The following is a 15,200-nucleotide window of genomic DNA, read 5'->3' as shown; positions in this document are numbered from 1 at the left end:
AAAAATTGTGAACAGAAAAGAATTTTTAAGAATAGGCTGGAAAAATCATATTGAAGCAACTGGAAAATAATGATATAATCCAACTGTATTGGTAACAATTTCTAATGAATTTTTATAAAATAATTGAATTGAGCGTTAATATTAACCGATTTTAGGGGGATATACGGAAAAACAGAAACAATTATTGGATTAATATTTGGTAACAAAATATAGAAACAATTGGGGATTTTTCTTTTGAAAAGTCTTCCTTCAGAAAGTACCGGCAGGCGTCGGAGGAGGGGCGGAACATGAAATCTTTCGCGTACAATGGGGGAAAAACATGGAGAAAGTCGGTCGCGCTGTTACTGACAGTTTTGATGCTGATCAGTGCGACTTCGGTTTTTTCCTACGCGGAAATGATGGACGGCAGTTCGGACGGAATGGAGACCGCCGGCACCGTTTCCGAACTGGAAAAACCGTCCGCGCCCGCGGAGGAGAGCAAACCGGGTGGGGAGCAGCCTCCCGAGAGCGGGTCCGCAAGCGGCGAAAGCCCGTCCGAGGAGCGGCGCCACAACGAGGACGACAAGGGGAGCACGGACGAATACAGCCTGACGGCGACGCAGGAGGAGGTCTTCACGGAGGACGGCCTCGCGGTGGAGATCACGGCGGTGTCGACCTTCCCCTTCACGCGGAACTTACATATCGAAGCGAAGGACGGCGGAAAGGCCGAGGGCGCCACGGAGGGCGCGGAGAAGGTCACGGGGGACCCGGACGCGGCTTCGTCCGAGGCGTCCGGCCCGGAGGAGAACGGTTCGGAATCTTCGAGCGTCCCGGAGGAATCCACAAGCTCGGAAGCGGCAAGCTCAGAAGCGAGCAGCATTCCGGAAGTAAGCAGCACTCCAGAAGTGAGCAGCACTCCGGAAGAGAGCGGATCGAGCGAAGAGAGCAAACCGGAGGAGAGCGGCAAACCGGAAGAGAACGGCAAACCCGGCGAGGCGGAGGACTCGTCGAATCCCATCAGCGAACTTGCGGAGGCTGCGGCAAGCGCGCGGATCAATCTGGCGCGGGTGCTGTCGGCGGAGATCACGGCGGAGGAGATCGTGCCGCTGCCGGAGAGCAGCGCGGCGGAGCCGAAACCGGAGAGCAAGCCGGAGGACCCGACGGCGGCTACGAGCACCGGGGAGGAGAAGGCCCCGGCCCCGGATAGGAGCAGTTCGGAGAATCCCGCGTCGAGCGGGGAGAGCGCGGCCGCGTCCTCTTTCGGGACGGGCCCGGAGGATGCCGGTTCTGAAAATGCGGGTTCCGATGTGAGCTCAGATGCTTCCAGCTCAGATGCTTCCAGCTCAGATGCATCCAGCTCGGAGGCCTCCGGTTCGGAGGCCGCGAGCTCTGATTCGTCGAGCACGGACGGGACGATGAGCGAGGGCAGGGTGACGGTGAACGGGGAAGGGGAGCCGTTCCGGTTCCAGCGGAAGTTCACGGTGACGAAGAACGGGACGCATGTTATCCGGATCCATGACAGCGAGGGGCCGCTGGAGGAGCGTTCCTTCTACACGGAAGTGGAAGTGACCTCGCTGGGAGAGCTGACGGCGGAGATCGTGCCGGGAAGCAACGGGCGGTACGAGGTGGCGATGGCGTCGACCTATCCGGGGACGGAGCGGTTCACGGTGGAGTTCGTGCCGGCGGTGCGGGTAATGGCCCGGTCGCGGAGCGCGGAGTCCGCGGAGGGGGAAGCAGTGGAGCTGCCCGTGGAGGATGTGACAGTCAAGAGCGGCGAAGAAGACGGCCGCGAAGAAAACGCCCCGTCGAAGGTGACGGAGGCGAGCACCGCCGTGCCCGCGAGCGCGGACGGGGTGTACACCGTCAAGGCGTTCCGCGGCGAAAATTTGCTGCGCGCGGCGGTTTTTTCCGCTCCGGCGGCGACTGCGGCAGAGAGCAGTCTTGAGACCGTTTACTGGAACCCCGACCCGGCGTTCCAGGACGTGGACCAAACAATCCCCGGAGGAAATGACGACGCGGCCGGGAACAGTGCGCTGGCGTCGGTAAAGACGCTGGAACAGGCGCTGTGGCTTGTCCAGCCGAACGGAACGATTGTCTGCATGAGCATGTGCAGCGATACCTATCATAAGGAAAGCGATGCTTCGACCTACACCTTCGACGGAAAAAATGCGACGATTAAACGCTGGAACAAGTATCTTTCCGGCCCGTACTTTTACATTGACAAGGGAGTCAATCTGTCGCTTACAAATCTGACGCTGTCCAACACGACAGAGAGCGGCGGCTCCGCTGCGGATTCCGTCGTGACGCTCGCGGACGGCACGCTGACCGCCGGCACCGGGCTCGCGATGGACGGACCGGTCTATTTCGAGCAGCGCCCGACCGCCCCCGGAATCATCTTTACACAGGAACCCACCGCCCCCTATGCGATCAAATTCGCCTCAAACGTCGATCCGTTTACCAGCGCGTTTGACGCGGCTTCCGCTCCGGAGACGATCACGGCGGACAATCTGGGAAGATACCTGGCGCTGGACGGCAGCGTCAATGAAGCCAAGGACCCGCGGTGGGCGCTGCGCGTCAAGCCCGGAACGGGCAACGAACGGATCATGCAGGCCTACCCGATCGTCACCTACACGGCGATCTACCTCTCGGGGACAGGCGACGACAACAACGACGGTGCGACGGCAAATACGCCGGTCGCGACCTTTGCGCGCGCAAAAGAGCTGCTGCTCACAGAATTAAAGGGCAGCGGAGTCATCTATATCTGCGGGAACACGGTCGCGGTCACAGGGGAAGAGACATGGTCTCTGCCGCCGGCAAGCTTCCCGTCGGCCAAGGTAGCGAAATACAGCGGCTTCACCGGCCCTTCCATGGTCAGCGTGGCAGGAGCGCTCACGCTTGCAGACATTACCTTTGAAAGCGACAAAACCATTCTTCAGACAAGCGTAGACGCCGCCTTGCTGAAGATTAGCTCAGGGACAAAGCTCAACTATACTGGTACGGATACCGCGGTAACTTTGGCAGATGGGACAGCGTCGATGACCGGCGGGGAGATCGTCGGAACGTCCGAAAAGGGAACCGGCGTGAGCGTAAAAGGTGCCGCGACATTTAAAATGTCTGCCGGGAGCATCGACAAATTTTCATTTGGAATAAAGAATTCTGGTATTACGACGATCTCCGGGACAGCGGCGGTTTCTTCAGCGACCGGCGCTTATACGGATTGGATAATGACCTTCTCGAATGCAGCCATTTCTGGTTCGTCCTGCGGCGTCGAGATTGCCAGCGGTGGAAATTTCATCATGGAAAGCGGGACGGTTTCGGGCGCTTCGGGTAAACAAGCGGTGCTATGCAGCAATGGGACATTCGATATGAATGGCGGTACGGTCACGGGTGGAACTTCCTATGGCGTGATGCTGTCCGGGACCTCCGCGGAGTTCAATCTGTCTGGGGGCACGGTTTCCGCGCTCAACCCCACGGAACAAAGCGCGGTCTATGCGAACTCGCCCGGATTCACGCTCAATGCCGCGGCTGCAACGGTCAACGGCCGGATCAGCCTGCCGGACCCGACCTATGTGATCAATCTGTCGGGCGTGCCGGGCGTCGGCAAGACGTTTGACGTGGCCGTAGGACCGAATCATACCTCTGGCGTCAGCGTGGTGGTTCCCACCAACCCGCTTACAGACGCTTCAAGCTATGAGGCGCATTTTATCCTCAAAAATTACACTGACAAATTTACGATCGGCGGTTATGGAAACGACCTGATTTTGCTTGAAATCGGGATATATCTTGACGGCGTAAATGGGAACGACGGCAATACCGGCCTTTCGCCCGCGCAGGCGGTGAAGACCTTTGCCGCGGCGAAAGAAAAACTGGTGGCGCTTGCAAATGCGGAGATTGAAAAGGGCAACACGAGCTTTGTCCCGCACATCTTCCTCTGCGGCGAGGTGACGGTGAGCTCGGGTGCGGAAACCTGGGATCTGAGCGAAGTCAACGCGATCAAACCCGGCTGGATGGCGGACATCCGCCGGTTTACGAACCAGTACTTTAAGCCGGTCTATCTTGTGCAGATATCGGGCGGCAGTGTAACGCTCTCCAACATCGTCGTGGACGGCCTGCGGGACACGTCCACCGGACTGCAATCCACGTTGGATCTGTTCCAGGTGACGGGCGGAAGCCTGACACTTAGGGGGAACGCGACCCTTCAGGGCGCCGCCCGCAACGCGGTGCAGGTGTCGGGCGGGTCGCTCACAGTGGGAAACGGCGCGCTTGTCACGGGAAATGGGCGGACAAATAGCACCAGCGGTACGGCGTCCGTCGTGGTAGGCGCAAACGGCACGTTTACGATGAACGGCGGGCGGATCACCAATAACAAGGCATATAACGCGGTAGTCCTTTCCGGGAGCGGCGCGCGCTTCGAGTTGCATGGCGGCGAAATCAGCAAAGGGATATCCGGCACGATTTCCGGAAGTGGTGTGCGTCTCGGCGCGGCAAACGCGGTATTCGACATGGATGGCGGCACGATCTCCGGCTTCCATAATACCGGCAACTACGGCGGCGGCGTGAGGCTCTTTTCCGGAGCGGAGTTCAACATGTCGGGCGGAACCATCACCAATAACAGCTCGGGGTCCAGCAGCACTATTTACAGCGGCGGCGGCGTCTATGTTCCGTCGGGCGCGGCCTTCAATCTTTCGGGCGGCGCGCTGATCACTGGGAATACTGCTCCACATGGGGTTGGCGGCGGCGTGTACATCGCTTCCGGCGCGAACTTTTCCATGACCGGCGGGCACATCCGCGGCAATACGGCGGCGGAGTCCGGGTCGAACAACATTTATTCCGCTAATGCGGCGAAATTTGAGATGGGTGGCGCCATCGATATCAACGGCGGCGTCATGCTGTGGGACGACGGTGCGGCGGTAACCCCGATCACGCTGACGGGGACGCTGTCCCAGCTTACCCCGCCGGCTGGCGCGGTCGCGGACGGTACCATGGAACTTACCCTTTCCGAATATTATCTCGGGGGAGTCGTCGTGGACGGCGGCAGTACTTATAACGCGGGCCAGTATTTGAATGCGGGCGATATCCAGTTTACGCTGGCGGCCGAGCCGGCAAAATCGATGCGGCTTTTGGCGGACCCGGATGCTGCCGCAACGCCTTCCAATATTGTCGCGGCGGGCTGGAACGTCTACATTTCCGGTACCGGCAGCGATGCGGACGGATACGGCTGGGGTCCGAAGAAGCCTGTTCAGACCTTTGCGCGGGCGAAGGAGCTGATACAAACCGTTACGGACATCCCCGAAGGCGGGGAGGCGAACATCCTCGTCTGCGGGACGGTGAACGTGACCGCGAGCAGCAATGGCGGAACTTGGACGCTGAACGATATCAGCGTCGGCAACCGCATACCCGTTTTGCGCCGGATGCGCGGCTTCACGGGCACCATGGTCAGCGTGTCTGCCGGTGAGCTGACACTGCAAAACATTACGATCGACGGCAACGCGGCGGCCGGCAGCAGCTCCAGCTATCTCGTCAGCCAGTCGGCCGGCACGCTCACGATCGTGGACGGCGCGCTGCTTCAAAATAACAGGTCATCCGTTGGCGCGGGCGTCAACGTATCGGGCAGCGACTCACACTTCTCGATGACCGGCGGCAAAATTTCCGGCAACAATTACGGACTGTATATCACCAATGCGACCGACGTCGTCCAATCCGGAGGCAACATCACCGGGAATGTCAACGGTGTCTATCTTTCAAGTAGCAGCTCGCAGTTCTCGATGACCGGTGGAACGATCAGCGGAAATAAGTCGAGCAGCTATGGCGGCGGCGTCTATGTCAAGTATGGCCGCTTTACGTTGGACGGCGGAACGATCAGCGGAAACACGGCGACCAGCTATGGCGGCGGTGTTTATGTTGATACGCCCGGCACTTTTATTATGAGCACCGGAACGATCAGCCAAAACACGGCGGGCGTCAATGGCGGCGGTGTCTATTCCAAAGGTTTCTTTACGATGGACGGCGGAACGATCAGCGGAAACACGGCGGATTATGGCGGCGGCGTCTATCTCTCTTCCGGCACCTTTTTAATGATCGACGGAACGATCAGCGAAAACACGGCGAGTGACAGCGGCGGCGGTGTCTATGTCTCTGGCACCTTTACAATGAAGGGCGGGACGATCCGCGGAAACATGGCGAGTGACGGCGGCGGCGTCGGGGTCGGTTACAACGGCCACTTTACGATGACCGGCGGGACGATCAGCGAAAACGCGGCGACGCGCGGCGGTGCCTTCTATAGTTATTTCGGCCGCTTTACGATGGACGGTGGAACGATCAGCGGAAACACGGCGAAAAACGGCGGCGGCTTCTATGGCGGTTCCAGCGTAAGCTTTACAATGAACGATGGAACGATCAACGGAAACACGGCGAGTGACAGCGGCGGCGGTGCCTATGTCGATTACAGCGGCTTTACGATGAACGGTGGAACGATCAGCCAAAACACGGCAAATTATGGCGGCGGCGTCTATATCGATCTCGGCCGCTTTACGATGAGTGGCGGAACGATCCGCGAAAACACGGCGTCAGGCGGCGGCGGTGTCGAGGTCGGTTACGACGGAACCTTTACGATGAAGGGCGGAACGATCAGCGAAAACACGACGACAAATAACGGCGGCGGCGTTTACGTCGCTGTGTCCAACGGCAGCTTTACGATGACCGACGGAACGATCAGCAAAAACACGGCGGCACTTGACGGCGGTGGACTCTTAAACAGAGGAACCGCGGTAGTCATGGGCGGCGAGATCACCGGAAATACCGCTGGTCAAGGTGCGGGCTGCTATTGCTCTGGAAGCAACAGTACCACCACCTTCAAGGGCGGCCGGGTCTCCGGGAACATCCTTTCGAACGCGGGCGGCGTGGGCAGGGGCGTCTACGTCGCGACCCCGAACTTCATCCTCGAGGGCGGCGGCGCGGATCTTGCGGACGGCGTCTACCTGAGCAGCAACGCGTACCCGATCAAGCTGTCCCGGACGATCCGACAGGCGGGCCGCCGGTACAACGTGGAGCTGGCGACGCCGGCCGTGAATTCCACAAACGGCTTCAGGGTCGGTGACAGCGTGGTGATCCCCGAGGGTACGCTCGAGAGCGCGGCCCCAAACCTGCGCTACTTTGCGACCGATTACGAGGGCGCGGTGCTCGACCGCGGCACGGGAAACAAGGCCAAAAATATCGTCCTCAAAAAGATCATCTTCGTGGACGGCGTGAAGGGCAACGATCAGAACGACGGCAGCACGCCCGACCTTGCATATAAGACCTTCGCGGCGGCGAAAAAGGCGCTGGGAAGCGATCCGGGCAACATCTACATCTGCGGGAAGCTCACCGTTTCCGCAGGCGATAATTGGAGCCTTGGGGCGGACCAGTCCCTGCGGCGCTATTCGGGCTTTGCCGTGGCGGGCAAGTACAGCTATACGCCCTATCGCGGCGACATGATCGAGGTGACGGGCGGCACGCTGACCCTTGGCGGGATTGCGATCCAGGGCCGTCACGACGCGGACCAGGGCTTCACGGCGGACGGCTCGATCATCAAGGTGAACGGCGGAAACGTCACGATGGGCACGGGCACGACGCTCGAGAACAACACGACGACCGGCAATGGCGGCGCGGTGAACATCGTCTCGGGGACGCTTACGATGAACGGCGGCACGATCGAGAACACGCAGGCCGCAAAGGGTGGTGCGATCTACCAGGGGGACAAATTCCTGGTCGGCGGGGCCGTGTCGGTTGAAGGCAGCGTCTATCTGGCGGGCGGCGGAAACGCGGCGACCAGTAAGTACATCGAGCTTACGACAACCTCCGGCAGCGCGCTTTCCGTGGATATGGCGGACGCCTACGCGGGCCGCGCAGTGGTGCAGTATCCGTCCGGGAAAACGCCCGACGACACGGAAAAGGCAAAGTATACCCTTGCGCCGGATATCCTGGCGCAATATAAGCTCAACAACCGGAGCCAGCCCGCGGCCAATATCCTCGAATTGCAGGAAAAGGGTATCGTCTACATTGACGGCGTGGGCGGAAGCGACGACCTTGACGGCACGACTCCCGATACGGCGGTCCTGACGCTCAAGCACGCGTACGAACTGCTGAAGGAGCAGGGCGGCGTCATCTACGTTGTGGACAACGTCCCTGTCACGGGCGTCGCGCTGACAGCTCAGCAGTATAAGGCCGGCACGGATACGGTCTCGACCGGCGGGCCGGTGGTGATCCGGCGCTACTCCGTGCCGACGAATCCGCCCGCGGACGGCTTCAGCGGCGATAAGGCAAAGCGGCCGTATACCGGCGTGCTCTTCACCGTAAACAGAGCTTTTGAACTGTCGGGCGTGACGATTGACGGACACAGCGCGGCGCTTAACACCGGCAGCCCGAAGACCACGGCCCCGGCGGTGGCCGCGCAGGCTCCGCTGATCGAAGTCGGCATGGGCGGGGCCCTGACCGTCGGCGCGGGCGCGGCGCTCCAGAATAACAACAACGTTAGCGCAACCAATTTCGGCGGCGCGGTCGGAAACGATGGAACCTTTAAAATGATTGGCGGCGCGATCGCAGACACGCAGGCGTCCAAGGGCGCGGCGGTCTACCAGAACGGCACCTTCTACGTCGAGAGCAGCCCGTCCATAGAGGGCGAAATTTACCTGGCGGGCAGCGGCGGCAGCGCGAAGGTGATCTCCGCGGCGGATGCGTTCGCGCCCGCGAACGCTCTGCTGGTCAACATGGACGGCGCGGAGAACGGGCGCGACGTGGTCGACTACGCGAGCAATATTTCAGATACCGACCTGCCCAAGCGGGCCGCGCTCTACACCCTCGCGGACGAGATCGCGGCGCTCTACACGCTCGGACGCGAGACGGTCGACAAGAGCATCCTTGAATTGCAGGCGAAGAACGCGATCTACATCAACGGCAAAGGCGGCGACGACGGCAAAGATGGCCAGACCCCGGCGAACGCCGTCAGGACGCTGAAAACCGCCTTCGATAAGCTCAAAGCCCTGAACGGCGGCACCCTCTACGTGGTGAACACCGTCGATGTGAGCAGCGCGCGGATCGTCGCCGAGACTGGCGAAACCGGCGCGGTGACGACACACTACAGCGGCGAGGGCGGCAGCGCCGACGTCGCGGGCGGGGTGCTCGTCAAGCGCTATGCCCAACCGGACAACATCTCCGGTCTCACCGGATTTGGCGTGGCCGACAACCAAAACGCGCTCTTCAACGTGACCGGAAGCCTGACGCTCGACGGGATCACGTTGGACGGCCATGCAAAAGCCGTCACGAGCGGAAAACAGGAGGTCGTCGCGGACGGGGTAACGGCGAAAGCGCCTCTGATTGTCGTCGCGGCGGACGGACTGCTCACGACGGACAACGGCGCGCGCCTGCAAAATAACGCCAACAGCGGTGACGGCGGCGCTGTGGCCAACAGCGGCACCTTCCGGATGGACGGCGGCACGATCACCGGGAACCGTGCGGCAAACGGCGCGGGCGTCTGGCAGAACGGCACCTTCCGGCTCGGCGCGAACGCGCCCACGCTCGGCGCGGACCAGACGGTCTACCTGACGGCGGGCGCCGACAGAAAGACCGCGAAGGTCATCAACGTTGATTCCGCGCTCGAAAGCGGTGCGAAGATCTCTGTCGACATGGATAGAACCACACCGCCGGATGGCGTTTATGAAGCGGGCAGGGATGTGGCCGTCTTCGCGGAGGGAGCCGCGTCCTATAACGACGTGGCCAACGACGCGGCGCGCTTCGCCCTTGCGAAGGGAATCACAGAGAAGTTCGCACTGGTCAAATCCGCGACCGAGCAAAACACGCTCGAGCTGGGTCTGCCCTTCCACTTCACCACCACACCGGACGACATGTTCGTGCGGGTAGGCGAACAGGTGACCTTTACGGCTGACGTCTCCACAAGCGGGGCGGCGAACGTCAAGCTCATTGACTCGAAAGGCAACGAAATGAAGTTCGAGGCCGTCCGTGACGACGATATGGCCCAGGATATGCCTGCTTACACGCCCGTCTTCCGGGCGGTGGTGCGCTCGAACAATGAAAGCACCTCAACGGTGAGCTTCACCTTCCGGCCCGAGGCCGGAACCCGCGCGGGGAAATACTATCTGACCGCGACCGACGCAAACGGCGTCACGGCGAAGAGCGAAGCATTTGTCCTGTCGCTTTACGAAGCGAGCACCCTGACGGCGAAGTCGACCGAGGCAAGCGCCGAAAAGCCCAATGCCAGTACGGGCACCCTCACGGTGTATAACGGCTACGGCGTGGATAAAACGGTCACCTCCACCGGCGTGGGGCTCTCGGAGGGAATGGGAATTTTACTGGGCATGGACACGCCCACGATCGGGTTCGCGACGGAGCGGGAGATCGACGAGAACTTTAAGCTCTGGACGGCGGACGACGCGATGTACAAGTTCAACTTCAAGGTGGACAGTACGGAGCTGGCTCCCTCCACGGTGCTTTCCGGGATGCAGGTGCCCGCCAACGGGTCCGCCTCCTGGACGGTCACGCTGAAAAACGCCAACGCCCTCAACGCGGCCCAGACCAAAAAACTGCTGATCAAGGAGTGCAAAATCGGCGAAACGCCGCTGACCGGCTTGTCGTCCGGGGGGGCCTCCATGCTGGGGCTGGACGTCCCGACGGCTGCGAACATGGAGGTGCCTTTTGAGACGAAAACCGCCCGCCTCGACGTGACGGTGCCGCTTTCGATCACCGTCTGCGTGGCGAAGGACGGCACGCTCGCACAGCCGAGCGCGGACAGGATGTATGTGGAGAACCGCTCCGCGTTCCCGGTCAATACGCAGGTAAAACCGATGTTGACGCGGTTGGCCGCGGACAGTGGTGATGCGATGCGGCAGATCGACGCGCCGAAAATCGGGGAAGGGACCGACTACGATCTGGCGATCCGCCCGATTGACGTTTCTCCACAGACGGCTCCCATTGCATTTAAAACCGGCGATTCGAGCAGTGCGGAATCGAGGGGGCTGGTCATTGTGGTCTTCCAAGACTTCGCGGAGATCCCGTGGAACCAGAAGTGCACCTTCGATTTCCTCAGCAATAAGATGCCCAGCGGGCAGGGCGAAAACGGCAGACCTGCCAACTACAGCTACCAGATTACCTTTAAGGCGTCGATCGCCGGGGAGCCCCAAATGGGTGTGATGCAATAAAAAGTGTGAAAGAGGTGATATCCCATGAATGAGGTACCGGAGCGGGGCGCGGCTGTGGCGGCCCCGCCGAAAAAATCCAGGCGCGGGCTGGCCGTGGGGATTGTGGCCGCGCTCGTGGTGATCGGCGCGGCGGCATGGTTCTTTTTTGGACGCGGCGGAAGCGGCATGGCGGATTTCTTCGACCCGAACGCCACGACGGGAATCCTGCCGGGCATGACGGAGGAGCAGATCATCGAGGAGCTCAACCGCATCGTTGAGGAGGGGATGTTCAACATCTCGATCAACACCCAGATCAGCTTCCCGAACGGGACGGCGGAGGGGCAGGCCTATATCGACAACATCTCCGCCAACCACTACAACATGACCGTGCAGATCGTGCTGGACGATACGGGCGAATCGGTATATCAATCCGGAGGCATCAGGCCGGGGCAGTACATCGAGAATATCACGCTGTCCAAGGCGCTGCCGAAGGGTTCCTATAAGGCGACTGCGATCTTTACGGCGCACGACCCGGAGGACCAGTCGGAAGTCGGGCAGGCGGCGGCGGAGGTGCTCCTGACGGTGGAGTCGTAAGCCGCGCGCAGCCTGTGGAAAAGGAGGTTATGACTTTACATACATTTCAACGTAACCCCACAAAACAAGAAAAACAGGAGGTCAAAACAATGAAAAAGGTATTAGCAACGATCCTGGCAATGGCAATGATCCTCTCCCTCGGCGTGATTTCCTTTGCGGCGGAACCCCAGTGGACGGGAGATACGGACGGCACGGTTACTCCGGATGACGGCACGAATGCGAAGAGCATCCAGGAAAATGGTTCGGCGAGCACCTGGTTCAAAGTGCTTGATAAGAGCGACACGATCCCGACCTATTGGATGAGCGTATCGGTTCCCCTGGGCGTCACCTTCTGCATCTCGGCGGATGGTACCACCTCGGTTCCCACAACATATAAGGTCGAAAACTACTCCCCGAAAGCGGCAAACGTCTCTAAAATGAATGTCGTGTTGGAAGAGGGCTGGAGCTTTGTTGAGTCGGCAGCGGCCGCCGCGAGCACCGAAGACCCTAAGGCGTTGTACTTCACGATTAAGGAGCAGGCGCTTCGTGCGGGTACGATTGACTCGCTGGGTTGGAGCGCGCCGGCGTTTAACGTGGCCAGTCAGGGAGTCGGAACCCTGGACCTCCCGCTGACGGCGAGAGCAGGCAAACGTGACACGGCAATTGCGCAAACTGCTGAGAAGGCTTTCACGGTCACTTATACGGTTGCCTTGGCTGAATAAAAGGGCATCATCTTATTCCGGCACAGGGAACCCCCTGTGCCGGGGAAAGTGCCGCGCCGCGCGGCGTTTTCCCCGGTACAGGCATGACAAAAGAACATAGGAGCGCGTTATGGAAGAAAAGACGAAAAAGAACGGCGGAGCCGTCAAATGGGCTTTCCCGGTTGTCATCCTCATCCTGGTCGGCGTGATCGCCTGGCTGCTGCTGCGCCCGCAGGAACAGCCGGCGGGCCTCACGCGGGCCGCCGACGCGCAGCTCGGCCAGCTCGAGGGCAAGACGGAGGAGCAGATCGTTGAGGAGCTCAACCGCATCGTTGAGGAGGGGATGTTCAACATCTCGATCAACACCCAGCCGGAGTTCCCGGATGGGAGCTCCCCCGGAAACCTCTGCATCGAGAACTCCCCCGCCAACCACTATCTGATGGTGGTGGAGATCACCCTCAACGACACGGGGGAGAAGGTGTACACCTCCGGCGCGCTGGAGCCGAACTACCACATCCAGGAGGCGAAGCTCGATCGGGCGCTTGCAAAGGGGACCTATCCGGCGACGGCGACCTTTTACGCCTATACCGCCGACACACAGGAGCTGGTGGGGACCGCGGGAGCGGAGATGCAGCTGATCATCCAGAACTGAGGAGGGGAGGGACCGCATTGAAAGGACTGGGAAGGGGAGCCGCCCTGCTCGCGGCCGCGGCGCTTGCCCTGACGGTTTCGCTGACGGCGCTGGCCGCCGGGGAGATCGGCGGGGAGGAGACGGACAGGGACCTTTCGGATATCGTGAGCGTGAGCGAAGAGGTGGATACGGCGACGCTGGAGCGCCCGTCCGCGAGCACGCAGTTCAAGGTGATGACGCTTCCGGGCCCGGAGGTATGGGGAGCGGATGTGAGCGTCTACGTCGGGGAGACGGCGGAATTGACGGTGAGCGCGAAGGACGGGGTGCTGCCCTACCGCTTCGCGTGGTATAAGGTGCTCGACGCGGACACCCTGTCGGAGGTGCTCTTCGAGGGGGAGAACTACGCGGGCAACGTCTATACGATCCCGAACGCGCAGAAAAGCGACGCGGGGGTCTACCGGATCGTGCTGACGGACAAATACGGAAGCTCGGCGGAATGCGACGTGGCGCTGGCGGTACTGTCGAAGTCGCCGGGCGGAGGCGGCGGGGACGGCGGCTCGGACGAGGGCCCGGACATCCACATCGTGGCCCCTGCCGATCCGACGATCATCAGGGACCTGCCCGTCCCTCTGATGAAGCTGCCCAATACGGGCGACGGTTCCGCGCCGGCGCTCGCGCTCGCGCTGCTGGGGCTTTCGGCCGCGGCCATAGCGGCAGCCGTTTCCATCCGCAGGAAGCCGGATTAAACATTGTTGCGGAAAGGGGCGCCCCATGCGGGGCGCCCCTTTCCGCCAGCGCGGCGGGGAAGGATTGTATCCGCGGCCCCGGTGTGCTATACTTTCATGGACAGCTGTTTCCGGGATGCCGGGCGGGCCTTCGGGGCCGCCCGTTCATCCCGCTTACGGGAAAAATCACCTCAGGAAAGGGGCCGCCATATGGAGACACGCGCATACCGCGGAACGGACGACCGCGTCTCCCTGCTGGGCTTCGGGGCGATGCGCCTGCCGCGCGTTTCCCCCGACACGCAGGAGATCGACTTCGAGAGGGCGCGCGAGCTGATCGACTGCGCCTATACCCACGGGGTTAACTATTTCGACACCGCCTACCGCTACCACGACGGCGATTCCGAGCCGTTCCTCGGCCGGGCGCTGGCGGAATACCCGCGCGAGAGCTACCACCTCGCGAGCAAGATGCCGACCTGGCTCGTCCACAGCCTGGACGAGGGCAAGCGGATCTTCGCCGACCAGCTCGAACGGTGCCGCACCGATTATTTTGACTTCTACCTCTGCCATTCGGTGGGGAAATCGGTTGAGGAATTTACCGACGTCTACGAGAAGACCGGCCTGCTCGACCACCTGCGGGCGCAGAAGGCGGCGGGGGCCATCCGCCGCCTCGGATTCTCCTTCCACGGGACGCCGGAGGTTTTGCGGGAGCTCATCGCGCGCGGCGGATGGGACTTCGTGCAGATCCAGCTCAACTACCTCGACTGGGAACTGCTCGACGCCGCGCAGCAGTACCGCATCCTCGAGGAAAACGGCCTGCCCTGCATCGTAATGGAGCCGGTGCGGGGCGGCAACCTCGTCTCCCTCTGCCCGGAGGCGGTGGAGATCCTCCGCGCGGCGCGCCCCGGCGCGAGCACCGCGTCGTGGGCCATCCGCTTCGCCGCGTCGCTGCCCAACGTGCTGACCGTCCTGAGCGGCATGTCCACCCTTGAGCAGGTGCGGGACAACGTCGAAACGATGTCCCCCTTCGAGCCCCTCTCCGACTCCGAGCGGGAGACGCTCGACCGGGCGCGGCGGGCCTACTTCGCCCTCGGGACCATCCCCTGCACCGGCTGCCGTTACTGCATGGACTGCCCGTCGGGCGTCGACATCCCCGGCGTCTTCGCGGCCTACAACCGCTGCGCCGCCGAGGTCGGGCTCAACCCTTCGGACGGCAGGGCGCTGCGGGAGAACGCGAAGGCAATCCGCGCGATTTACGACGCGCTGCCGGAGGAGCGGCGCGCCGGCCGCTGCGTCGGCTGCGGCAGGTGCGTCTCCCACTGCCCGCAGGGGATCGCCATCCCGCAGAGGCTGGGGGAGATCGCCGCGCTCATGAAGATTCTCGAATGATGCTCCCCGGGGGGGGGGGGGGGGGGGGGGGGGGGGG

General features: G+C 61.5%; 6 protein-coding genes. All 6 read left to right on the top strand.

What is annotated here, in order from left to right; genetic code table 11:
* The first annotated feature begins 287 nt into the window (after positions 1-287).
* The gene (locus NE609_RS01940) at positions 288-11,168 is read left to right on the top strand and encodes a hypothetical protein (protein ID WP_256151531.1); all 10,881 of its coding nucleotides are present in this window, start codon (positions 288-290) and stop codon (positions 11,166-11,168) included.
* A 24-nt stretch (positions 11,169-11,192) separates the two neighbouring features.
* Positions 11,193-11,741: a hypothetical protein gene (locus tag NE609_RS01935; RefSeq protein ID WP_121587477.1), complete on the top strand. Its 549-nt coding sequence runs from the start codon at positions 11,193-11,195 to the stop codon at positions 11,739-11,741.
* Between the two features lie 89 nt (positions 11,742-11,830).
* Complete coding sequence (locus NE609_RS01930; RefSeq protein ID WP_256151530.1) at positions 11,831-12,442, top strand: hypothetical protein; 612 nt, start codon at positions 11,831-11,833, stop codon at positions 12,440-12,442.
* 109 nt (positions 12,443-12,551) lie between these two features.
* Positions 12,552-13,073 (top strand): hypothetical protein, encoded by a 522-nt coding sequence (locus NE609_RS01925; RefSeq protein WP_121587475.1) that lies wholly within the window; start codon positions 12,552-12,554, stop codon positions 13,071-13,073.
* Between the two features lie 17 nt (positions 13,074-13,090).
* A complete protein-coding gene (locus NE609_RS01920) occupies positions 13,091-13,798 on the top strand; it encodes an immunoglobulin domain-containing protein (protein WP_256151529.1) in 708 nt (235 codons plus the stop codon).
* A 189-nt stretch (positions 13,799-13,987) separates the two neighbouring features.
* On the top strand, positions 13,988-15,163 hold the full coding sequence (locus NE609_RS01915; RefSeq protein ID WP_256151528.1) for an aldo/keto reductase: 1,176 nt from the start codon (positions 13,988-13,990) through the stop codon (positions 15,161-15,163).
* The last annotated feature ends 37 nt before the right edge of the window (positions 15,164-15,200 follow it).

The organism is Anaerotruncus sp. DFI.9.16, assembly GCF_024461615.1.
In the GTDB taxonomy this organism is placed as follows: domain Bacteria; phylum Bacillota; class Clostridia; order Oscillospirales; family Ruminococcaceae; genus Anaerotruncus; species Anaerotruncus massiliensis.
This window is presented reverse-complemented; position numbering and strand designations above follow the sequence as displayed.